Source organism: Pedobacter frigoris, assembly GCF_032678645.1.
GTDB lineage: Bacteria > Bacteroidota > Bacteroidia > Sphingobacteriales > Sphingobacteriaceae > Pedobacter > Pedobacter frigoris_A.
The window spans coordinates 530649-556124 of sequence record NZ_JAVTSP010000002.1 but is presented as its reverse complement, the minus strand read 5'-3'; the positions used below and the strand labels follow the sequence as shown (position 1 = coordinate 556124).

The window sequence follows — 25476 nt, the reverse complement described above, 5'->3', positions numbered from 1 at the left end:
TTAACTGACTAACTACAATAATAGCCAAATATAATTAGTCGATGGATCAGCAACACGCAGAAGAACTTCTGGAAAAATACAGATCAGGGCATTGTAATTCTTCCGAGAAAGCACAGGTTGAAGACTGGATAACTCATGGTAAATTCCCAAACTTTGCAATTAGTGAAGAAACACTGAAAGATGAACTGAATTCCATTTCAAATTCTCTACCCTTATATAAAGAACGGGGCCTATGGCCGCGCATGATGTATGCGGCAGCTGCTATTACTGCCATTGTAATCGGATTGAGCATTTTTTACCACTCAAATCACACCAATACTGAGAAAGATAAGATTGCAGTTGTGTCTGACATCGCACCTGGAAAAGTTGGCGCAACCTTAACACTTGCCAATGGAAAAAAAATCAGGCTTGATGATATCACAAATGGCGAAGTCGCCAATCAGGCGGGAATCAAAGTGACGAAAACCAAAGAGGGCCAACTTGTATATGAAATCGAACCATCTTCCGGCAGCGGAGATAAAAGAGGTATAACGCACACACTCTCCACAGCACGTGGAGAAACCTATATACTGACTTTACCGGATAAATCAAAAGTATGGCTGAATGCTGCTTCCAGCATTACCTATTCTGCCGACCTTGTGCGCCAGGGTATACGCAAGGTACAACTTCAAGGTGAAGCATATTTCGAAATAGCTAAAGACCATAAGCATCCCTTTATAGTCAGCACATCTAATCAGGAAGTTCAGGTTTTAGGTACTCACTTTAATATCAACAGTTATGCAGATGAACCGGCAATATTGACTACGCTTGTAGAAGGCAGTATAAAGGTTAGCAGTGGAACATCCCGTCATATACTCATGCCTGATCAGCAAAGTTCACTTTCCGGTGATGGCAGTTTTAACATTAAGACAGTAAATGCCACTGACGTCATTTCATGGAAAGAGGGTCTGTTTCTCTTTGAAGACGAAACTCTGGAAAGTATCATGCGGCAGATTTCGAGGTGGTATAACGTAGATGTTCAGTATGAGAAAAACGTGGATAAAGATAAGTTATATGGTGGCGGGGTATCAAGGTACGATAATGTATCTACCGTACTGGAAATATTAGAATCAACAAAAAATATACATTTTAAAATTGATGGAAGGAGAATATTGGTTATGAAATAGACTTACAGAACTATGATGATCAAACCTTTGAGGCTTCAATTGCCAAAATTGATAAAGAATCAACCCCGAAATAAATCGGGATTGATTGCATGTTTTGATCTGTTAATTATTTTATTGTTTAAAACGCTACAGCCTGCAAATTTTCGACGATGAGAAGGCTTTCGCAAATCAACCAAAACAACCAAATTTATGAAATTTATTCATCTAATTAGATGCAATATTCCATATGTCGCATTTAAACAAATTTTGCGTATCATGAAACTGATTATTGTAATCATGACTACCTTTTTGATGCAGCTAAGTGCATCGACTTTTGCACAATATGTCACAATCAAGGAGAACAATAAAAATCTTCGGCACGTATTTACACAGATCAGAAAACAGACGGGTTATGTCGTGCTCTATGAATCTTCCATTGTCAGCAAAACTGCGATCGTAACCGTCAACCTGGAAAAGGTGTCGTTAAATGATGCACTAAAAATTATTCTAAAAAACCAGGACTTGAATTTTGAAATAAAACAAAAGTCGATCGTGCTGAGTAAAAGACGCCCTTCTATTAATGAGCCTGCTATCGACAAAATACAAATAGCAGATATTAAAGGTAAAATTATAGATGAAAATGGGAAACCGGTTCCAAATGTAAATATTTCAGTGAAGGGCACCAATAAAGGTGTTGTTAGTGATGCAAATGGAAATTTTTCTATTTCTCTCGCTACTGGTGAGAATGAAATCATAATCTCTGCAGTAGGATTTGAAACTCAAACCATAGCTGTCAATAACCGGACTGAAATTAGTATCGTTCTAAAAGAGAGCACGGCGAATCTTGAAGAACTTGTCGTGGTGGGTTATGGTACACAAAAGAGAATCAACCTTTCTGGTTCAGTAGCCAGTGTATCGGGCAGAACCATTACTGAGCGTCCCGTTCCTAATTTAACAAACTTATTGCAAGGCCGCATCAGCGGACTCGATGTAGTGCAGCCAACCGGAGAACCAGGCAGAGATAATGGCAGTTTTCGATTACGTGGATTAGGTTCATATGGAGCTTCTTCGGCTCCTTTAATTCTAGTTGATGGTGTAATCGGTTCCATAAACAACCTCTCTCCACAGGATATTGAAAATGTAACGGTGTTAAAAGATGCTTCTTCAGCATCTATTTACGGGGCCAGATCAGCAAATGGTGTAATCCTGGTGACCACCAAAAAAGGAAAATCAGGAACCAATGTGATTGAATACAATGGCAATTATGGAATTAGCGAAGCTACCAAATATCCGGAACTAATTACCAATTCCGTAACCTATATGGAAATGTATAACCAGGCAAAAGCGCGAAGCGGACAACCTGCACAGTACACTCAGGCTCAAATTGATGCTTACAAGAACAATCCAAACAGCGACCAGTATCCCAACTTTAACTGGCTGGATTATGTGCTGGGCAAAGCACCGATTCACAATCATAGTTTAGGTTTTTCTGGGGGAAGTGAAAAAACCACCTACAACATATCTTTAAATTACCTTGATCAAAAGAGTATCACAAAAGGATACCTATATAAGCGTTATAATGCATTGATGGATTTTTCCAATCAGGTAAATAAAAGGGTAAAAGTTGGTACTAACATCAACTTCTCCTTTCAGGATGCGAAAGCTCCCTGGTTAGTTAATGATGATTTATTGCTCCTGGCTTACGCGTCAGCGCCTACGTTCAGACCGTTGTTGCCTGACGGAAGCGGAAGAGTCGCAAGTAGAGATTATACCAGCAGCGGAGGCACAAATCGTACACCGGAAGAAGTTTACAACACCGGTTCACAATTCACAAAGAACTACAATGTAAATGCGCAAGGTTATGTAGACGTTAAAATCATTGATGGATTAAATTGGTTATCTAAAGGTGCGATCACCTTCTTCAATCAAGACTTTAAAAATCGTCAATTTGCAAATCCATCATTTTCTTATCAGCCAAATTCTTCCGGGGTTTACGACCAGGTAAGTAATGGTAATCCTACTTTTTTTGGATTGAGACAAAGTTCAGCCAGGAACCTTACCAAAACATTCTATAGCACCTTCAATTACAACAAAGTCATTGCAAATGACCATAATATAGGTGTATTGGCTGGTTATGAACAACAAGACAACAAGAGCACCAACTTAGCCGGCAATAGATTTGACTTTCCAAACAACACCATAATGGAGCTGGATGGAAGCTCACCAAAAGATCAGTCATTAAGCGGTGGTTCATCAGAATGGGCGCTGCAATCATTTTTTGGAAGATTAAATTATAACTATAAAGAAAAATACATACTTGAAGGTAATTTCAGGTATGACGGCACTTCCAGAGTAGATCCAAGATACAGATGGGGAACTTTCGGCGGCGGTTCTGCTGCATGGAAAATATCTGAGGAAAGTTTTCTAAAGGATAACATATCGTGGATAGACAACTTAAAATTAAGAGCTTCGTACGGTGTACTGGGTAATCAGGAAATCGGAAACTATCCTTTCCAGGATATTCTCTCACTCACCACCTATCCTTTTTCTACGCTGAGTTCAGGTGTGCTATATAATACGCTAACGACAAAAGATTTACGTTGGGAAAAAACTGCCATCACAGATTTTGGACTGGATATGGATTTGTTTAAAGGCCTGTTTGGATTAACCTTTGACTGGTATAACAAAAATACAACGGATATATTGGCAACACGTACAGATCTTCCCGCGAGTATAGGTCTGCTACCACCTGTTGTAAATGCTGGTGCAATGGTAAATAAAGGGATAGAACTAGAGTTAAGACATCAGAATCAAATCGGAGACTTCAATTATGGGGCTAACTTCATATTCCATAGGTACAGGAATAAGGTAACAGGAGTTTTGGCAGAAACGCTCGGCACATTCGAGGTTGGGCAGCCATTCAATAATTTTTTCCTGTATGACTGGATAGGCGTTTTTCAAAACCAACAAGAAATAGACAACTCGCCTAAACAACCCAACTCTGGAGTGCTAAAACCTGGCGATTTAAAAATAAGAGATGTGAGTGGAAACGGCACTGTAGGTCCGGAAGACAGAATACGTATCAGCAGCTTTCCGGATTACACCTACTCATTTGGTTTAAACGCCGGTTGGAAAGGCTTTAACCTGAGCGCCTTTTTTCAAGGTGTAGAAGGACAAAAAGTGCAGGTTAGTCAATGGGGTTATGAGCCGTTTATGCAAGGTTCAGCGCCACCGACTAAATTCCTGAATGCCTGGACGCCGACAAATCCAAGCAATACCATACCTGCTGTTTATCTGACAGGCTATGCTGGTGTAGCTGGTTACTCTTCGACATATTTTCTTCAGGATGCTTCTTATCTGCGGTTAAAGAACTTGTACCTTTCTTATACATTGCCGGAAGCAATAACTAAAAAAGTAGACTCACAAGGAATTACCGTATATATATCCGGGGATAATCTATTGACCTGGACAAAATATGAGGGCAATGATCCCGAAAGAGCCGGATCTGGCAGGTTCGCACAGTTCCCGCAACTTAGAATTTATACCGCCGGTGTAAAGGTCAAGTTTTAAATATTCTAACTATTAACATTGCTTATTTTCAAATAAAATATAAAATGAGAGCAAAACTTATCGGCATGACATCAATTATTGTTTTAATTGGCATGCTAATCTCTTGCAAGAAAGATTTCCTAGATAAAAATCCCACAGCAGCTATTTCAAGTGAAGTGTTCTGGAAAAGCGATGCAGATGCTCAAATGGGCCTTGCGGGAGTATACCGGAGACTACAGGAAGGTTTCTTCGGTCATAGGAAACTATGGCTCGATACCTATTCCGACAACGCTTTAGACCGGCACAGTTTTTATGGCTTTGGCAATTTAACACAGGGTATTGTAAATCCCACAAATATACCTGGAGCCTTTTATAACGCTCCTTATCAAGGCATTGCCAGTTGTAATTACTTTTTAGAAAATATTGATAAAGCGCCTAGTACTGAAGCAGCAAAAAACACGTATAAAGCCGAAGTAAGATTTTTAAGAGCTATGTTTTATTTCGACCTCGTTCAAGCTTACGGAGGTGTCGTATTGTATAAGACTAATCCCAAAACAGTGGATGAAGGAAAAATCGCTAAGAGCTCTAAAGAAGAAGTATTGGCCTTTATCCATGAAGATCTGGATTTCGCTATCTCTAATTTACAAGATGTGGCGTATGCGGGACATGCGGTAAAGGGTAGTGCTCAGGCGCTAAAAGCAAAAGTGTATCTCTCTCAGCAAAACTGGCCGCAAGCAGCGAAATTTGCGAATGACGTCATGACCGGATCAGGAGGTTTTAGCATTTACCAGGGCGGTTATGAAAAACTTTTCCTCACCACAACGCAGCAAAATAATCCGGAGATTATATTCTCAACGAAATTTCTGGCGCCAAATAACCCTCAGGGCGGCGAAGGTGTGCTGGTTGAGCTGGGTTGGTATGGCTCCATAGCGCCTTATCAGAACCTGGTAGATGAATATGAAATGGCTAATGGGAAAATGATCGGTGAGACCGGTTCGGGTTATGACGGTACAAATCCTTATAACAACAGAGATCCGCGCTTGAAATTTACGATCAAAGTGCCAACAGAGAAATACATTAATCCGGACGGTACGGTTTTCAATGAATCTGACCCACTTCTAACTACATATTCTCAAAAGAAGTATGTCGACTTGTCCAAACTACCATTCGACAGAAGTAAAACACCGCTTACCGATCAGAATATTATCCACTTGCGTTTTGCTGATGTATTGTTGATGTATGCAGAAGCCAAAAACGAAGAAAGCGGGCCTAATGGAGCGATCTACGACGCTATCGATAAAATCAGGACCAGGACGAGTGTAGGCTTGCCACCGATAGATAGAACAGTTTATAATACAAAGGAGAAATTAAGGGATTTCATTCTTCACGAAAGAAGGGTTGAACTGGCTTTAGAAGGTCATCGCTACTTTGATCTGAAGCGAAGAAACTTAATGGGCCCGAAACTCGCCCTGTTGAAAAATCCAGCAGGTGTACAATTAAAATTCGGAGAGTTGAATAATGTATTGCCTTTTTCTCAGGGAGAATTGGACAGGAATAAAAAACTGGAACAAAATCCAGACTACATCAAGTAGTATTTAAGCTTCAACGTATACCACTGGCTAATAGAACAGCCAGTGGTATATGTATAATTTACCATCACTTTTACAAACGTAACAACAATATTGACCGGCAAACGCGGTGCTTTACTTAGTTGTTGCTAAATTCACGGCATATCAGAGACACATTATGAACCACAGACAAAAATATATACTCTTTTTGCTATTCGCCATAACTTTTAATGTTAGGGCTCAATTAAAAACTAATGATAAAATATGGTTTAAAACACCCGCTGATGCATTGGTTAAAGACAATTTAAAAGACGTAGCCAACAATCCAGAATGGTTAAAGGCGCTCCCTGTTGGGAACGGTTTTTTGGGGGCTATGGTTTTTGGTGATGTAAATAAGGAAAGGATACAGCTCAACGAAAAATCGCTTTGGAGCGGTAGCCCACAAGATAGCGATAACCCCGATGCCGGAAAATATCTGGCTGAAATACGTGCACTACTTTTTGCCGGTGAGTATAAAAAAGCAACCGAACTCACCAATAAAACACAGGTTTGCAAAGGTGCAGGATCTGGACATGGAAATGGCGCTAATGTGCCTTTCGGATGTTTTCAAACTTTGGGAGATTTATGGCTTGATTTTAAAAATGAAAATAGCTTTCAAAATTATCATCGCGAATTAGATTTAACCACAGGCATATCGCTTACCAGATATACCCAGAATGGCATAACTTTTACCAGAGAGATTTTCGCATCTAATCTGGATAGGGCATTAATAATACGTCTAACGGCCGATAAACCTAACGCAATAACTTTCCAAATGGCATTAACCAGGCCCGAGAGGTTTAAAACCACTGTTGAGGGAAATAAATTATTAATGCAAGGGGCTATGGATAATGGCAAAGGTGGCGATGGAATGCAGTATAAAACTTACGCAACGCCCATTTTAACCGGCGGTAAAGTAGAAACTCGCGATAATGGGTTCCAAATAACAAATGCCACGGCGGTGACTATTGTGGTTACCGCAGCAACAGACTATCGTTTGCATTATCCAGATTATGTTAACAATACCTTTGCCACCGAGCTGGATCAGATTACCAAAAAAGCTATTTCAAAAAATTATACTTTGCTAAAAAGCCAGCATATAAAAGATTTTTCCAGCTATATGTTCCGCTCATCACTTAAACTAGGCAATGCTAAAAATGACTTGCCAACAAACGAACTTCTACTAAAAAACCACGAAACGAAAAATGAACTTGGTTTATACGAATTGTACTACCAATATGGCCGTTACCTGTTACTGTCATCATCCCGCAAGGGCAGTTTGCCGGCAAACTTGCAGGGCATTTGGGCTAATCAAATCCAAACGCCGTGGAATGGCGATTATCACACCGACATTAATGTGCAAATGAACTATTGGCCTGCAGAAATTACCAATTTATCGGAATGTAATCAACAATTGATTGATCTGATAAATTGTCTGCAAGAACCGGGCAAAAAAACAGCCCGGGTACAATACGGCATGAAGGGTTGGGTATTGCATCCCATTACAAATGTTTGGGGCTATACTTCGCCAGGAGAACATCCAAGCTGGGGTATGCATGTTGGTGCGGGCGGGTGGATTTCTCAACATTTATGGGAAAGATATGCCTTTACCAATAACAAAAAATATCTTGCATCAGCATATCCAAGTTTAAAACAAGCGTCACTTTTCTACCTGGATTGGTTGGTTAAAGATGTTAAAACAGGCAAACTTGTTTCTGGGCCATCGGCTTCACCAGAAAACACTTTCAAAACACCCGACGGAGGAAATGCGCAAATTAGTATGGGCCCGGCACACGATCAGGAAGTCATTTATGAATTGTTTACAAACACGGCCAAGGCTGCAAAAATTTTAAATGTTAATGATGATGAGTTTTTAACCCAGTTACGTGATGCTACTGCAAATTTAGCCCGTCCAAAAGTTGCTTCTGATGGCAGATTAATGGAGTGGGCCGAAGAATTTAAGGAAGCAGAGCCTACACACAGGCACATTTCTCACCTTTATGCGGTTTATCCGGGTAAAGATATTTCTGTAAATAAAACGCCAGAACTTGCAATGGCCGCAAAGAAATCTTTAAATGCACGCACCGATAATGGCACGGGATGGTCTTTAGCCTGGAAAATTGCTTTATGGACAAGGTTACGAGATGGTGATAGGGCATTAAAATTGTTAAATGATTTGCTTAAACCGGTCACCAGCAGTAAAATAAACATGAGTAATGGTGGTGGTACTTTTGCAAATCTATTTTGTGCGCATCCTCCATTTCAAATTGATGGAAACTTTGGTGCTACAGCTGGCATCGCCGAGATGTTATTGCAAAGCCATGAAGATGTAGTAGAACTTTTGCCATCATTGCCATCAACATGGAAAAATGGCGAAATAAAAGGTTTAGTGGCCCGTGGCAATTTTGTAGTGGATATGAAATGGGATGCAGGTAATCTCATCGCTGCTTCATTACTTTCAAACACAGGCGGCAATTGCAAGATAAAATATGGTGATAAAGAGGTAGAATTTAAGACAACAGCGGGTAAGAAATATAATTTAATGAAGCTCTTATAGAGTATTAACGTGATTCGTGATGGATTTTGTTTCTTCCTCATTTCCAATGAATATTCTTAGCTTTGCGCCCAGAATTAAAAATCATTTACCGATGAATAACGCCAATAATTAATGAAAGGAATAATTTTAGCAGGTGGAAGCGGAACAAGGCTGCATCCGTTGACCCTGGTAATGAGCAAACAAATGATGCCGGTTTATGATAAGCCGATGATCTATTATCCTTTGTCAACCCTAATGCTTGCGGGAATCCGGGAGATTCTCGTAATATCTACTCCGCACGATTTGCCTAATTTTGAAAAGCTGTTGGGTGACGGAAGCAGATTGGGCTGCAAGTTTTCTTATGCAGTACAGGAACAGCCCAATGGCCTTGCCCAGGCATTTGTCATAGGTGCCGATTTCATAGGTGACGATAAGGTCGCATTGGTGCTTGGCGATAATATTTTTTATGGTGATGGGATGTCAAGGTTGCTGCAATCCAGCGCCGATCCGGATGGTGGAGTAGTATTTGCCTACCGTGTTTCTGATCCGGAACGCTATGGAGTTGTTGAGTTTAATGAGCAAAATCAGGCAGTATCTATTGAAGAGAAACCCACTCATCCAAAATCTGATTATGCGGTCCCTGGTCTTTATTTCTATGACAATTCTGTTGTGGAAATCGCTAAAAATATCAAGCCTTCTGCGAGGGGCGAATATGAAATTACTGATGTAAACAAAGTATACCTGGAACAAGGTAAATTGAAGGTTGGTGTATTGAGCAGGGGGACCGCCTGGCTGGATACGGGCACCTTTGCTTCATTGATGCAAGCCGGTCAGTTTGTTCACGTCATTGAAGAGCGCCAGGGATTAAAGATAGGATGTATTGAAGAGGTAGCTTACAGAATGGGCTTTATCAATAAAGAACAGCTAAAGGCTGTAGCAGAACCATTGGTTAAAAGTGGTTATGGTGCATATCTATTAAAATTATTAAAATAATCTATTACAACAACGATATATTGAAGATTAGTGAAAGTACAAGAAACAAAGCTTAAAGGCTGTTTTATTATTGAACCAACCGTGTTTAAAGACAGCAGGGGATATTTTTTTGAGAGCTTTAACCAGCCTAAATTCGAGGAGCTTACGGGGCAGTCAGGACACTTTGTTCAGGATAACCAAAGCGCATCCACTTATGGTGTAATTCGAGGCCTTCATTTTCAAAAAGGTGAATACGCACAGGCGAAGTTAGTGAGGGCAATAGAAGGCCGCGTGTTAGATGTTGCTGTAGATTTAAGAGAGGAGTCTGAGACTTACGGTCAATGGGTGTCGGTAGAATTAACCGCAGAAAATAATTTGCAACTTTATGTCCCACGTGGCTTTGCTCATGGATTTTCCGTATTGAGCGAAACAGCAGTGTTTGCTTATAAGTGTGACAACAGTTATAATAAAGCTTCTGAGGGAGGAATACAATATAACGACCCTACTTTAAGTATTGACTGGGGAATACCGGAGGAGAATAGAAGTTTATCAGATAAGGATTTGATTCTACCGACATTTGAAGAGATGGCATTCGCCACTAATCAATAGTCATTTCAGAAAGTTCAATGTCTAATTCTTCGAACTTGGAATTCTTACTCTTGAATTCAGGGACAATCTTTTTCATCTGCACGACAACTTTTCTGTTGTCATTTATAATTGCATGATCTAAAAGCTGGTAGACTTGTTTCTCTATCTCGTTGAATACATATTCTCTAACCTTGCCAATCATGATCTTTTCATGATGCGTAGGCATCGTATTTTCATTGTCGTTTAATAGTTCTTCAAAAAGCTTTTCGCCTGGTCTAAGCCCAGTATATGTAATCGCGATATCCTTATTAGGAATTAAACCGGCAAGACGGATCATCTTTTTGGCCAGCTCGACAATCTTTACAGACTTACCCATATCGAAGATGAAGATCTCTCCACCTTTACCCATACAACCCGCCTCCAGAACCAACCTGCAGGCCTCAGGAATGGTCATAAAATACCTGGTTATTTCAGGATGAGTCACTGTAAGTGGACCACCCTTTTCAATCTGTTGCTTAAACCTTGGAATTACAGAGCCATTTGATCCCAATACATTCCCGAAACGTGTAGTAATAAATTTTGTAATTGGCTTTACGTTACCATCATTTAGATAACTTAAACCATTACTAAAAATAAGATTGGGATTATTTAATGAGTTGTTTAGTGACTGCACATATATTTCAGCGATACGTTTTGATGCGCCCATGATATTGGTAGGATTTACTGCCTTATCAGTAGAAATCATCACAAACTTTTGAACGCCGTGCCTTACGGACATGTCTGCAATCGTCTTCGTGCCTAATACATTTGTTTTAATTGCCTCCGCGGGATTATCTTCCATCATTGGTACATGCTTGTAAGCAGCAGCATGGTAAACGTAATGAGGTTTATAAGTCTCAAATAAAAAAGACATCCTTTTCTCATCTTTTACATCACCAATGAAGGCATGAAAGTTTGTACTTTGATGGCGTTCCTCCATCTCCAGATATAGATTATGTAAAGCGGTCTCACTCTGGTCACACATGATGATCAGTCCGGTTTCAAATTTCATCAGCTGTCTCACAACTTCACTTCCAATTGATCCTGCGGCACCAGTGATTAAGATACGTTTGTCTTTTAATTGCTTTTGGATCCCTTCAATATTAATCTGTATAGATTTTCTATTCAACAGGTCTTCGATGTTCAAATTTTGAATCTGCTTCGGTTTAACATCTCCTCTTGCCCATACATCTGCCGGTGGAATATTAAGAATGTTTACATCATTTTCTAAACAAACGTCAACGATCTGCTCTTTCCTTTCTTGAGGAATGGTATAAGAGGCGAAAATAATCTCATCGACCTCGTGCTTCACAATCAACGTTTCCAGCATTCCCGCGTCGAGAATTTTTATACCATCAATGGTCTTCCCCACTTTACGAAGATCGTCGTCCACAAATGCCATAATATTTTTATTGACTTTAGCATCGTGATCAAAAGTTCTTTTGGTAGCCACCCCAGCTTCGCCTGCGCCATAAATAATTACACGAATTTTATCAAGATTTGCATTTTTAATATACATAAAAAAATACTTGACAATCACCCTGTATGTAATTAAGAACAAGAAGCTAGACAGAGTGTATATTATAATAGTTACATTACTAACAAAATGCTCAAAGCCGAATACGATAAACAGCGCATTGGTAAAAAACAGGATTAATGCGCTTAGCGTTACCGCAAAGAGTATTCTAAAAGAATCTTGTGCACTAGTATATCGAACAATTCCAGCAAATGTTTTGATGTTAAAAAAAACAATGGTATTTATCACTACCACCAAAACAATTGATTTATATAAGGCCAGAATATTTAAGTCGGCTAAAATAAAATTGTGCTTCAATATTTTTGCTAACATCATAGCTACCACTGACAGACAAAGGTCAATGGTAAAAATTATCCATCTGGGTACAATTTCAATTTTGGAGAACATATATCTAGTATAATTTAACCATATGCAAAGTTAGCAAAAACTACACCAATTATCGTTACCCACTTATTGGTATTTTTCTCGTACACATTAAGTTCTTTATCTTCCCAACTACTCTTTCAAGATCCTGTCGTTCCAAATTTGAACCCGAAGGGATACATAACCCATTTTTGAATAGTTCTTCAGAGATTCCATTACCATAATATGGACTGTTTTCAAATACTGGCTGTAAATGCATAGGTTTCCAAAGAGGTCTTGACTCAATATTATCTTTTTCTAAATCCAGTCTGATGTCTTCACGGGTTATACCATCTGTAAGCTTAGGATCTATCAATATAGTACTTAGCCACCGATTAGATCTGTACCCTTCTGGCTCTTCCAAGAAAGTAATACCATCGATACTGGAAAGTTCATTTTTATAAAATTCAAAATTTGCTCTTCTGTTATCAATGTGATCATCTAAAACCTCCATTTGCCCACGCCCTATCGCTGCGCACACATTACTCATGCGATAATTGTAACCAATTTCACTGTGCTGATAATGAGGTGCAGCATCACGGGCTTGCGTAGCTAAAAACCTTGATTTTTTTATAAAATCCTCGTTGTCTGAAATTAATGCGCCACCGCCCGAAGTGGTAATGATCTTGTTTCCGTTAAATGAAAGGATGCCCAGCGTGCCGAAGCTTCCGGCTGATTTTCCATTGATGGACGAGCCCAAGGCTTCTGCAGCGTCTTCTACAACTGGGATATCATATTCTTTTGCGATAGCTAAGATCTCGTCCATTTTCGCGGGCATACCGTACAAGTGGACTGGGATAATCGCTTTTGGTTTTTTACCTTTTGCAAGCCGATCCTTAATCGCTTTTAAAAGAAATACAGGACACATGTTCCAGGTATCAGTCTCACTATCAATAAAGACCGGAACTGCACCAAGATATGCGATAGGGTTTGCACTGGCAGAAAACGTCATTGACTGACAGATGACTTCATCTCCTGCCTGTACTCCCAGCATGATCAAAGCCAGGTGAATTGCTGCAGTACCAGAACTTAGGGCTGCAGCATGCTTAACATCCGTATATGCTGAAAGATCTTTCTCGAATCCATCTACGTGGGGACCGAGTGGAGCAATCCAATTGGTTTCAAAAGCTTCATTTACATACTTTTGTTCATTACCGCCCATATGGGGAGAAGATAACCAGATTTTTGAGTTCATTTTAATATGTCCTTTTTATTATATTTAATAATTCTTCCAGGGTTTCCAACTACCACAGCGTAGTCAGGAACATCGCGGATAACTACCGATCCCGCACCTATCGTCACCCATCTACCAATTTTTATGCCTTGAATTACATTTGTACCGATTCCGATATGAGTTCCTTCCCCTACCTCGACACTACCAGCTAAAGCAGCATTAGGCGAAACATGTACATAATCTCCTAAAATGCAGTCATGATCTATCGAACAATTCGTATTCAAAATGACGTGTTTACCAATATATGAGTCAACGTTAACAACAGCGCCCGCCATCACAACTGTTCCTTCACCAATGGTAACATAGGAAGATATTGTGGATCTTGGATGCACTGCAGTTGTAAAAATCATTACGTCATGATTTTCTTCGGCTATTCTCTTTCTTATAAAATTATTGCCTATTCCGATGATAAAAAGTGCCGGTGAGGGCCATTGGCCTTCTTCGGGTTGATTTTCGACAAAAAATTCGAGCATTTGTTTAATATGCGCATCCCTGTCGAATACACCTCCTATCAAACGCTTTTGTACATTCAAAATATCGGCGATTACTTTAGAATGCCCGCGAGCACCGATGAGATATACGTTAAGCGCCTTGTCTGCCATTAACTGTTCCTGTAAACTTTGTCATAGTTACTTGTCCATCTTGACTAATCCCCTCACTTTTAAATACTTTATGTAAGGTCATCAATACAATTTTCAGGTCCAAAGCTAATGATAGATGGTCTACATACCAAATATCGCACTCAAATTTCTTTTCCCAGCTGATTGCATTTCTTCCATTTACCTGTGCCCAACCAGTGATACCTGGCCTGACTTCATGCCTTCTTGCCTGTTCGGTGGAATATAGCGGAATATACTCAACAAGGAGAGGTCTGGGACCTATAAGACTCATATCTCCTTTGATAACATTGATTAACTGAGGAATTTCGTCGAGAGAAGTTTTACGTACAAAAGCCCCAACAGATGTCAACCTCCGTGCGTCAGGTAACAATTCACCATCAGCCCCCCTTTTATCATTCATAGTTTTGAACTTGATGATTTTAAATAATTTTCCGTGCTTACCAGGTCTGACTTGAAAGAAAAATGGTTTTCCGTTATTTGCAATGGTTAGGAAAATCATAACTATGGCAAAAACTGGCAAAGCAATCAAAAATGCCGCAATGCCTACGACCAAATCCATGAAACGTTTTAATGCCTTTCTATACAACTCCATTATTTTTTAGATGTTTTTTATATTCTTCCAAAATTAGCTGCCAAACCCTTTCTTGATCATACCTCTTTACAATCATTTCCCTGGCTATTGAAGCCATTTTGGGATATAAAGTTTTATCTAGATATAGTGTTTCCATTGCGGATAATAAAGCATCTCTATCTTTTACAGGTATAATCAATCCATTTTCGCCGTTCACAATTATTTCATTACATCCATTAATATTAGTAACAATACAAGGAAGATCGAAACAGCCGGCCTGCATTGGAACATTAGGGAATCCCTCACGATAGGATGGAAAAACTAGGGCTTTGCTCAATGACAAATATGGTTTGACATCTGTTTGGTAACCTACTGCAATGATGGCAGGATTTTCTTCAATTTCTCTCAAACACCCACTAGACAGCGGATCAAGTTTTTCTTCTTGTGGACCTACCAGTAATAATTTGACATTTTGATCTTTTTTATTCAAAACAGAAAATGCTGACACTAATTCTTCAATCCCTTTATGCTTTACCAGCCTTCCAATAAAAACGAATATAAAATCCTCTTCTTTTATTCGATATTGTGCCTTGATTGCATTGGCATGCTCATCAATCTGCGGTGCTCGTTTGAATTCTTCGGTATTTATCCCATTACTACTGCCGTTCCCTATAACTTTCAATTTTTCCGGTTTCGAAAAACCTGATGCTATTATAAAATCTTTTAAGTTTCCGGAATTGGGATAGACAAAAGTTGCGCAGGCATAAGTGATTTTTTCAACAGCTTCGAGTAATTTTCTTTTAGGGCCCGTTGCTTCCATCAAAGGCAACCCAGCGACAGTATGAAGCCTAATAGGTACCCCGGCCATCTTAGCCGCAACCATTCCTAACAATCCCGCTTTAGGCGTATGGGTGTGAACAATAGAGGGTTTTATTCTTCTGAAAACATCAATCAGCTGATATAATGCTCTCAGATCGGCAAGAGGGGTGATTCTTCTTGTCATATTAACAGGTATAAAGTCCGCATGTTCCTTCTTCGACAGTATGTCGCTATCTTTAAAATCTGAAGACACCATACTTACCTCAAATCCTTTATTACCCATAAATGCCATTTGACCGGAAATCAATTTCTCTAGGGAAATGGGAACGGTAGTAATTCTAATCAATTTAGGTTTAAACATAGTGGTATTACGTATATATTTTAACAGCACTTAATTTTCCTCTTTTTGATTTATCAAATTTTTCTATTCTTTGATACTCAAATGTAAAATTCATCTCCAGTAATGAATTAAGCTTTTCTTCAAATAGTTCGAAATTATCAATACTCAATTCTATAACCGAAATATATTCGATCTTCGCCTTATTACTTCGCTGTGTCAAAATCAATTGAGATTCCATAATAGTAGATGGAAGATATTTCAAAATCAGTGAGAAGCGGCCAAATGCCTTTCCTTGCGGAGTGATAAATATTTCTTCTTGTCTACCTTGGATTTCTTTTACCTTGATTACATCCCTATCACTTGATATAATCGTAGCATAGTCACCGATATCATAACGTATAAGGGGCGTATAGGAGCTACTAAAACTTGTAACAATTAATCTTCCACTCTCATTTAGCTTAACAGTTTCGTGATTTTCATCAACGCACTCAAAAAATCCGATTATATTTGAGTTTAAATAATGTCCCTCTTTTGTTGAGAACATATAAACAGATCCTTCCGAAGACCCATAAAAATCGAAAACTTTAGTATCAAAAAACTCTTCAATTTCTTGCCGATGGTTATCCAAAAGTTTTTCCGCAGTTGTTAGTACGTGTTTTACATACGGTAGTGATAATTTATTTGCCTTCAAAAACCGCACTAACGAAACAATTGTCGAAGGATATCCCTCTAATATTTCAATTTTATAATGACTTAAAGCTTTATGATATTCACAGATTTTGGCATCTGATAAATGATAGATGGAAAAGAGCATATGACCGTTGATAAAATCGCGCCTGAAAACTTTTCCCGTCCTAGCCAAATCTGCTCCTGGAAATCGAGCTAAAGGCCTTGAATAGTCTATGCCTTCGATTTTCAGTGACGTAAGAAACATCTCAAACCGTGTCCTTAATTCAGAGTTTTTTATAGCTCCATAAAGAGGGGTTCCTGTTGACCCACTGGTTTTAAAGCTATAAGAATTATATTTATTCGCTTCTACAGAAATGAAATCTCCATTATGTTCCTTCAAAGTCGATTTTTTTAGAATTGGGATTCTTTCAAGATCCTTAACAGTTTTTAGAGGTATATAAAGATCCTTATTTTTTCGGTAATATGGAACATTTGCTGTTGCATAACTTATCAAACGGTTTATTCTCTCTACTACTAAATCGTCATTAAACTTACTAACATCAAGCTCCTGAATAATTTTCTTTAGCGGGTTGAATATAGGAATGGCGCCATATTTTTGATAGTACTTGTATGTATTTATTAATGTTAAAACTAAATTTTGGAGTCCCAAAGGTAATTTTGTATATATTTTCTTCATAATCTTTTGAAGTGCTTACGACAAGTAAAAATCCAATCCCTCAATTATAATCCAAAAAAGGTTACCATACCAAATTGTTGGACTGAGTATCAAGAAAGGCAACATGAAATTTATGAAGGCAATATTAAAAGAAAATACTGGTAAGGCCCAAAGGATTAATTTTCTAATATCTTCCCCCTTATAAACCGCGTAACATCTTCCTAAAAGCAATATCATAAACAAATGACCAATATTAAGGAACCTCCCTCCCGAAGGAATTGAACTTGCTATAAAGGCAACTGAATAAAAAAATAAAACGAAAGCAAATAATCTTGAGAATTCTATCTTGTCCTTCTTTGCCCGATTCAACAATTTCCTTAAGAATAAAATTACCACAAACACATATATTTTAATCCCATATCCAAAATATTTTTGAATACCTAAGAAAAGTGACGATTCACCTCTATTCTCAACAAGATTCGCAACTTCAGAACTATTGATATAGTTCATTCTCGCACCCACAGCACCAGACAGAACATCTGCCTGACTTAAAAAGCTCAAGTTTATAGAATTGGCTCCTAAAATCCAGGAGGCAATAAAGGCCAAAATGAATGCATAGAATAAAATGGACTTTACCTCATCTTTAGTGTATAGCAAACGTTCTACAAGTTTGTAGAAAAGGATAACTGGTATCATTAATATGATACCGTAGTGAAACAATGGTGTGATTAAAATTCCGAATACCCAAATTGTCTTTCTCTTAATAATAAATTGGTAAGTCGAATAAAACAACACTAAGGCACCAGTGTTAAACCTAAACCCATTGATACTCGCGAGCGATATATATGTAAAGAATACTAAAGCTAATGCTAATGTATATTTATCCCATTTGTTCCCTCGTTCGCGAACAAATATCAGCAAGGATAAATAACTAAATATACCATATACCAAGCCTGCACAAGCATATACCACCTTGGGATTACTTGAAAACAACGATACAAAATAGAACAGCAATAATCGGTACATATCTCGCAATTCACCATTTCGATAAAGTTGGACAATGGTATTGTAATTAAGTGTATTGTCAAATCTTTGAAAAGCCTCAGCATACCTGTAGGAATCGGCAGATGGATCTGAAAATGAAATAGCGTATCCAAATAACATAGCAAATGCGACATAAACAAATGCGCTAGATTTAGATCGGATATTACATAAGGAAGCGAAAAAACCTGCTACTGGCAAAGCAAACAATAAGGGAAAACCGAACCCCCCAATTCTCTTAAGCATATTCTAGTTAGTTATATTACAGTTTGACATACAAATAGCTGTTATTCATTTAGATAATAGGTTTATTTTCAAAAAGTTCATTGTCCACTGAATAATTTATCAAATAGTTTACCTTGATGTTGCCTATCAAATTCTGGAAAGGACTTATCTTGCAGACTTTCAGCTAATAATCCCGATTTGTGGCTGTCGATAATTTGTTCAAAAACTTCTACAGAGTCTCCCAAATTAAATTCTGAAGTATCAAAATTCCATCCTAGTTTATTTTCTGAAATAATCCTTGACGGCTCTGAAAGACCCGGCGCAAAATTCAATATAGGTCTTCTGGCTCCTAGATATTCAAAGAACTTGATAGGCACACCAGTATAATGAGTAGATTTATTCCCTACGATTAACCATAACAGATCCGCATCAACTAATTGTCTAAGTACCTCGGCACGAGGAATATTGCCTATAAAACTAATCGAACGATAAGAATGAAAGGACTTCACCTCCTCCTTTAACGCACTTTCAAAGTTGCCGGCTATGCGAATTTCCAGTTCGTCTGGAGTTATTCTTCCACTTTCGATTAAGCTGTCCAATATTCTAAGTAATGGTAAAGGGGATCTAACTCCTTGATAAAAACTTCCAGCGTAAAATATGGTCAGCTTTCTATTTGCTGTTTTACCTATATCTAAATTCTGGAAATCGGATAAATCAAATCCATTGTAGATTACGCTAAATTTATTGTTAAAACTCTGATAATATTTTTCATATATCTCTTTCATGGAATGAGATATAAAACAAACTTTATCTGACCTTTCTATAACTAAACGCTCCAACCTTCTGTCTATTAATTGTTTTAAATTTCTAGCAAGAGTAGTTCTCTCAATTGAATGAAAATCTCTCATTTCAGTTATCCATAAAACATCATTGTTTCGATTTTTAACGAATAAACCTGATAAATGATTGGAAAAAGCGGGAGAAGTTGTAAATAGTACATCTGTTTTATAAATCAGATCCGCGTGATTGTTTAAGTATCTGCGAACTTTTGGATACCAAAATATAGCTTTATCTGGCACAACCATAGAAGACAGAAGATTAAATAAGGATGACTTTAACCTACTTTTAAAGTTCCTTTTACTACTCATTTTGCTTTCTCTCAGTTTCGATGCACCACTGCCTATCAAGCTATTTACTTTTATTAATTTAACACTTGGAAGTTCAGGATCAAACCCTTCGTTATAACCCAAAGAACTATCAGCATTGCCACATGTTATGACTGTGACCTCAAACTCTTCTTTGTTCAGATATTTTGCGACTGCATATGGCCGTTGTGCCGCTGGTGCATTTGACGGTGGATAACTGTAGGAAATAATAAGTACTTTTTTCTTCATGTGGTTTAACATATCATCCTTACACTATGCAAAATAAGCTACAATTCTATCTACTATATGTTCAGCTGCAAATCCATCACCATAAAGATTAAAGTCCCAGGCTTCAATTGGTTTTTCAATAGAATCTTGCATTGATGATAAATCTTCGAATAATAAAGAATTTCCTCCCAAGGTCACAGTTTCGATCCACTCTGTTTCCGTTCGTATAGTAACGCATTTTTTGTTCAACCAATACGCTTCCTTTTGCATTCCACCACTATCAGTTATAAGACCCTCTGAAAAAGACAAGTACGTTAAATTATCGAAATATGATTGAGGATCAATAAATGAAATATTATTATATGATTCTTGTTTTAACTCAAACTTTTTCATGAGATTTTTGGTTCTAGGATGTAGTGCCATTATAACTTTAAACCTTAAAAGATTAAGTTCTTCTAAAATATACTTTAGACGACTGGTATCATCTGTGTTATAGGGCCTGTGAAGAGTAACATAATAGTAAGGATCATCACACGGTGAACTTCTTATAAGTCCTTTCTCTTTTACTTGCTTTACCAAGTCTTTCATTATATCTCCAATTACATAAACACCTTTTGTTATTCCTTCGTTAGAAAGATTAGCCTCCGCAGCTTCGGAGGGAATAAAAAGCATATCTGATACATGGTCTGTAAGAATCCTGTTCACCTCTTCTGGCATTTTTTTATTAAAACTTCTCAATCCAGCCTCAATATGAAACAACGGAACATGAAGTTTTGAAGCGACTAATGCTCCAGCCAACGTAGAATTTGTATCACCATATACTACAATCCCATCGGGCTTCTGTGATAAAACTATCTGCTCTATCTCTATCATCATTGAAGCTGTTTGCGCTCCATGATTGCCACTCCCTGTATTTAATATAAAATCAGGTTTTTTCATTCCTAATTGCTTAAAAAAAATCTCGCTCATATTAGCATCATAGTGTTGTCCTGTGTGAATGGTTTGTAATTCTAATTTTCCTTCACAGGCTTTCTCAAAGGGAAAATGCTTTATGAATTGTGGTCGGGCTCCGATAATAGTTAAGATTTTCATCTGTAATCCAAAATTATACTTGTAAAACTTTTAAATAGGTGTTAGTTAATGTACGTGCAACCGACTCTTCTGAGAATCGATTATAACAATCATCTCTTATATGCACTTTATTATATTGATTTTTATTCTCACATAACGTTAATAATCCATCAACTAACGCGTCATGGTCATGATTATCTACCAAAATACCATTAGAATCATTTATTATATCCTGTGGTCCTCCCGATTTAGTGCTTAATACTGGTAATCCTGAAGCCAATGCTTCAATCAATACAACTCCAAATGTCTCAAAATTGCTGTTGAGAACAAAAAAATCAGAACTTAACATATGATCTTGAACTTGAGATCTAGTTAAGTTCCCTAGAAAAAACACCTTTTCTTCTATACCTAGATTCCTGGCATACTCTATCAACTCTGCCTTCAAAGGCCCATCTCCTCCAATATTAAGTATGCAATTAGGAACCTGATTTAATAACGATGCAAACGCGGTTAATAAAGACCTCTGTCCCTTTACAGGAGTCAAAAATCCTATATTTAAAAAGGTAAGATCGCTTGATTCCTTAGATTTTATTGGCTTTAAAAAAAAACGTTTATCGACTATATTTGGGATAGTAACCCACTCTCCATGCTTTGGATATTGCTTCCATAGAGCATTTGAAAAAAAATTACTTACCGATATTTTAAGTAAAACCTTTTGCAAAACTGAATTCACCAAATTCTTTTGCCAACCTCTATTAAACCGACCTCGTACAAATCCACTATTGTGCTCTGTTAAAATAGTTTTTATTTTGAGTTTGTGTGTTACCGCAGCATAGCCGCCAAAGAAGACTGAATGAGCATGAATAATGTCTGGAACACCATGTTCCTCGATATATAAATCAATGATTCTGTGGAATGCGCGTTTAGATAAAAATGCATTACCGTAAGGTATTCTAGGTAACCATGAACGAATTTCCTGAATATAGGTAGGTATATCATTATGAACAGTCTTTGATACTAAACCGTTATTGAATAAGGGTTTACCTATATCTTTCAAGGGCTGTTGATTCACTGCCACAACACCAACTTTTAGTTCCATAGATTTTAATGCAGAAGCTTGCTCTTGAAAGAATGTTCCTATTAAAGGCCTAGTTTCCATGGGGTACCATGATGGAAGTAATAGTATATGCATCATTTTATAAAAATCTTTAACTGAGTAATCACAAATAATTAGGCCTGATTGAACCTGAGTTCTTCAATTTTAAATAAATCATATCTTCAGATTTGAGCCTCAAATATTCTTCTTCGTCGCGATAACCAATTACCTTAGCAGGATTCCCTGCCACGATGGCGAATTTTGGAACGGACTTTGTTACAACACTCCCCGCTCCTACAACTGCGCCCTCTTCAATAACGACACCCGGAACTATTATTACCCCGCCACCTATCCAAACGTTTTCCTTAACCATAACTTGTCGTTTATCATAGTGTTCGTCATACGGAATCGAGGCTGCCTGCTTAAATCTATGATTAGCGGAATACAATCGCAAATCAGGCCCTATTATAGTTCCTCTTTCTATACCCACGCCACCTAACGCCTGAATAAAAGCATTTGGCCCTATATACACATGATCACCAATAACGAGTTTGCTCGGAAAGGATACCTTTATATCCTTCCATATTTTGACCCCGACACCTATGCTTCCGAACTTACTAGTGATCCTCTTAAGAATGAGCTTATTTCTATAGTTTAAAATGATTTTATATATTGATTTCATTGAATATGTTCTAACCTAATAATTATTTATTTCTCTTTAATAATCCATAACCATACTTAAGTAGCGGACGATTACACATAACGAAAATAACTATTGAAAATAGCGTAAAAATGATGTTTATATAAACATTGCTGAATGAGGTCACCGCTACACATATGATACCCCAAAAGGTTAAAAGGGTTAAAAGGATTTTGTCGATATATACCGGAGAAAAAGCATTAGTTTCATGTTTCCTTACCAAAAATACTATAAAAAAACTTACAAAAGTGCCTAAAGCTGGAGCATATAATCCTATGTGTTTTATGAACAGTAGACTGATTAAAATATTTACCACACCTCCAATTATTGTGGTAGTAAATATACCTTTTGTTTTCTTAGCGCGCTGGTATGCAACGCCAATGTACGCTGAGAAAGAAGAGTAAGCTACACCTAAAAATAGAAAAGGAATATAGCGCCAGGAATCATAAAATTTAGGGTCTAGAAAGTATTTGACCAAATATTGTGATATGCAAATCAATATTGCAACGAAAGTTAACTCGAAAGCAATGAACTTATGAAAAGTCCGGGCAAAGAAACTATTTTTAGTTGAATAGTCCGTTTCCTTACTAGTAATACCTTCGTCTTGCCATGCCATTAAAAAAACCGAGTTCACTAGTGCAATTATGGCGGGGAATCTACTTGAAACGCCATAAATACCGTTAGCTTCCGCATGTAATACATAGAGTATTATGTATTTATCAGCCGCGTTTATAAGCCACCAACTTATAGTATTAGGTATCAGGGGCCAAGAATACTTTAACATTGCTTTGATATGGATTAAGCGAAGATTTTTGAATTCAAAAAAACGGAAAACTTTTGTTGAAATGATAAGAAAGCATATAACTATCGAATTTGATAAGACCATTGCCAACAGAAGACTTTCCAACTTCAATTTAAACAGAATTAGAAAGCATACATTAAAAAGCAACACGAAAGCAGCGCTAATAATCCCTGCTATTGAATAAAGTTTCTTCTTACCTAAACCTCTCGCCGCTTGCTGAAAAAAGGGTAAAAAACTAGAAACAAAAAGTATAACTGGAAAATAAATAGTTAATTTAAAATCAATAAACCGAGATAAAATTACATAAAAGGCACAATAAACTACGGCACTTATAAATATCACAGTGAATCCGTTTGTAATCGCAACAGACTTTGCCTTTTCGTCGTCGCCAGAATCTAACAGCCAACGGTATGAGGCTTCAGAAAATTGCATCGTGACAAAGGGGACCAATAAACTTATGGTAGTTAGAATTATATCATAAATTCCAAAATCACCAGTTGTCAAGTAATAAGAAAATAAAGGCAACAAGAGAAAGGTCAGAATTTTAGAACCAAAATTACCTATTGCGTATACAAACGTGTTTTTCAAAAGAGCATTTCCTTGACTCATAAGATATTAAATAAGATTAGTTCGATACAGCTAGTATTCTTTTTATTACAACTTCATTTTTGATTCTCAGATTCCCTTTAACTTCTTTGCTTAACTTAAAATCGGAACTATTTTCAGAGAAGTCTCGTAAAAATAAACTGAATCCGTCGATTTCTTTTATATCAATCACGCCCTTGTCAAGTCCAGCCAAATGAAACACATCCCGGACTTTTGGTTGATAAGCTATCCCCAAAACAGGTACGCCAGCGTCCAATGCAAGTATTCCAGCATGCAAACGCGTTACAATACAGAATTTTACACCGCGAAGCATATTCACGATACCTTGACTACTTGTTATTTCATCTTTGTATACTAAGCGAGACTTATCTATACCCATAGCTAACAATTTATTGATAATGTTAAGAGCTCCTAATCTATCAGTTGGATAGTTACTATCGAAAAATAAAAGTTTGTTGTAGGCGTTATTATTAAGAAGCTCATAATACAAACCTTCTGCTATAATATTTATAAAATTTTCAAACTTGGCCTCGTCGGAATATGGCCATTGTGGACTGAATATTGGAGCTATGTTTACCGCAATCATATTTTCATTCTTATCTCCATTTTCCTCAACTTCCGTTGGGTAGGAAAATGCGAAATCGGGGTGAAGGTTACAGTCAATTCCATAACCTTTTTTCACCAAATCATAAGTTTTCTTATCTCTCACATAATTCAATGAGGAGGACTTTAATAGCCTTTTTATTATCAAACTCCCAAATAACGTTTTGATTGGGAAAGCTCCAACACCCGCGATTACATATGGACACTTAAATCTTCGTGTGATTACATACGGCATAATTAGCCAAGATGGAAATAAATCCATTAGCAAGTTTCCCCCACCAATAATTAGTAAATCGGCATTCGTATCAAATTTAGGTTTATAATTGTAATAAAATTTAACCGAACTTATAGCATGAATCAAACTCCTAGGAATAAATTTTCCTAATTTATTTTTTACTCCAACGGATAGCTTTTTGCCGGGTGCATACTGCAAATTTTCTTGAAATGGCACAACATTCACTGAAGGCGACCATGGAAAAAATTTCAATTCTTCCTGAATAGCTTCGGAGTCGAAGCAAATTACCTCAACAACGATTTTATTTGCTGAATTTCTGAATAACAAATCAATAATGGAGATAAGTATTGCCTTATCTCCTACACTTTGTTTATTATAGCTTCCAAAAATTACTATTTTTTTGAGTTTTTCTATATTCAT

General features: G+C 37.5%; 19 protein-coding genes. 6 read left to right on the top strand and 13 right to left on the bottom strand.

The genetic code is table 11. The features are described from left to right. Nucleotides 1–41: 41 nt before the first annotated feature. From R2Q78_RS08800 to rfbC, 6 genes are all read left to right on the top strand, one after another. Complete coding sequence (locus R2Q78_RS08800; RefSeq protein ID WP_316790903.1) at nt 42–1166, top strand: FecR family protein; 1125 nt, start codon at nt 42–44, stop codon at nt 1164–1166. 255 nt (nt 1167–1421) lie between these two features. Beyond that, on the top strand, nt 1422–4715 hold the full coding sequence (locus R2Q78_RS08795; protein ID WP_316790900.1) for a TonB-dependent receptor: 3294 nt from the start codon (nt 1422–1424) through the stop codon (nt 4713–4715). Between the two features lie 44 nt (nt 4716–4759). Continuing rightward, the gene (locus R2Q78_RS08790; protein ID WP_316790898.1) at nt 4760–6286 is read left to right on the top strand and encodes a RagB/SusD family nutrient uptake outer membrane protein; all 1527 of its coding nucleotides are present in this window, start codon (nt 4760–4762) and stop codon (nt 6284–6286) included. A 154-nt stretch (nt 6287–6440) separates the two neighbouring features. Beyond that, a complete protein-coding gene (locus R2Q78_RS08785; protein ID WP_316790896.1) occupies nt 6441–8858 on the top strand; it encodes a glycoside hydrolase family 95 protein in 2418 nt (805 codons plus the stop codon). Between the two features lie 111 nt (nt 8859–8969). Next, complete coding sequence (gene rfbA, locus R2Q78_RS08780; RefSeq protein WP_316790894.1) at nt 8970–9830, top strand: glucose-1-phosphate thymidylyltransferase RfbA; 861 nt, start codon at nt 8970–8972, stop codon at nt 9828–9830. Nucleotides 9831–9860: 30 nt separating this feature from the next. After that, nucleotides 9861–10418 (top strand): dTDP-4-dehydrorhamnose 3,5-epimerase, encoded by a 558-nt coding sequence (gene rfbC, locus R2Q78_RS08775; protein ID WP_316790892.1) that lies wholly within the window; start codon nt 9861–9863, stop codon nt 10416–10418. Here rfbC and R2Q78_RS08770 read toward each other — a convergent pair. The 13 genes from R2Q78_RS08770 to R2Q78_RS08710 form a co-directional block, all read right to left on the bottom strand. Then, nucleotides 10408–12360 carry a nucleoside-diphosphate sugar epimerase/dehydratase gene (locus R2Q78_RS08770; protein WP_316790890.1) on the bottom strand — a complete coding sequence of 651 codons (1953 nt, stop codon included), beginning with the start codon at nt 12358–12360 and terminating at the stop codon, nt 10408–10410. The genes rfbC and R2Q78_RS08770 overlap by 11 nt on opposite strands. Before the next feature lie 55 nt (nt 12361–12415). Then, the gene (locus R2Q78_RS08765; protein WP_316790888.1) at nt 12416–13570 is read right to left on the bottom strand and encodes a DegT/DnrJ/EryC1/StrS family aminotransferase; all 1155 of its coding nucleotides are present in this window, start codon (nt 13568–13570) and stop codon (nt 12416–12418) included. Next, nucleotides 13567–14211 carry an acetyltransferase gene (locus tag R2Q78_RS08760; protein ID WP_316790887.1) on the bottom strand — a complete coding sequence of 215 codons (645 nt, stop codon included), beginning with the start codon at nt 14209–14211 and terminating at the stop codon, nt 13567–13569. Before R2Q78_RS08760 ends, R2Q78_RS08765 begins: the two co-directional genes overlap by 4 nt. Then, nucleotides 14192–14821, bottom strand: a complete 630-nt coding sequence (locus R2Q78_RS08755) for a sugar transferase (RefSeq protein ID WP_316790885.1) — start codon at nt 14819–14821, stop codon at nt 14192–14194. The genes R2Q78_RS08760 and R2Q78_RS08755 overlap by 20 nt, the downstream gene beginning before the upstream one ends. Next, complete coding sequence (locus R2Q78_RS08750) at nt 14808–15980, bottom strand: glycosyltransferase family 4 protein (RefSeq protein ID WP_316790884.1); 1173 nt, start codon at nt 15978–15980, stop codon at nt 14808–14810. The genes R2Q78_RS08755 and R2Q78_RS08750 overlap by 14 nt, the downstream gene beginning before the upstream one ends. Before the next feature lie 7 nt (nt 15981–15987). Next, nucleotides 15988–17325, bottom strand: coding sequence for a hypothetical protein (locus R2Q78_RS08745; RefSeq protein WP_316790882.1), 1338 nt, complete (start codon nt 17323–17325; stop codon nt 15988–15990). 15 nt (nt 17326–17340) lie between these two features. Continuing rightward, nucleotides 17341–18591, bottom strand: a complete 1251-nt coding sequence (locus R2Q78_RS08740) for an EpsG family protein (protein WP_316790879.1) — start codon at nt 18589–18591, stop codon at nt 17341–17343. A gap of 77 nt (nt 18592–18668) precedes the next feature. Then, the gene (locus R2Q78_RS08735; RefSeq protein ID WP_316790877.1) at nt 18669–19964 is read right to left on the bottom strand and encodes a glycosyltransferase; all 1296 of its coding nucleotides are present in this window, start codon (nt 19962–19964) and stop codon (nt 18669–18671) included. Nucleotides 19965–19988: 24 nt separating this feature from the next. Continuing rightward, a complete protein-coding gene (gene wecB, locus R2Q78_RS08730; RefSeq protein WP_316790875.1) occupies nt 19989–21035 on the bottom strand; it encodes a non-hydrolyzing UDP-N-acetylglucosamine 2-epimerase in 1047 nt (348 codons plus the stop codon). A gap of 13 nt (nt 21036–21048) precedes the next feature. Beyond that, entirely contained in the window at nt 21049–22173 is a 1125-nt protein-coding gene (locus tag R2Q78_RS08725; RefSeq protein WP_316790873.1) for a glycosyltransferase family 4 protein, read from the bottom strand. Nucleotides 22174–22234: 61 nt separating this feature from the next. After that, on the bottom strand, nt 22235–22792 hold the full coding sequence (locus R2Q78_RS08720; RefSeq protein ID WP_316790871.1) for an acyltransferase: 558 nt from the start codon (nt 22790–22792) through the stop codon (nt 22235–22237). Between the two features lie 22 nt (nt 22793–22814). Further along, entirely contained in the window at nt 22815–24221 is a 1407-nt protein-coding gene (locus R2Q78_RS08715; RefSeq protein ID WP_316790869.1) for a lipopolysaccharide biosynthesis protein, read from the bottom strand. Between the two features lie 16 nt (nt 24222–24237). After that, entirely contained in the window at nt 24238–25476 is a 1239-nt protein-coding gene (locus R2Q78_RS08710; RefSeq protein ID WP_316790867.1) for a polysaccharide pyruvyl transferase family protein, read from the bottom strand.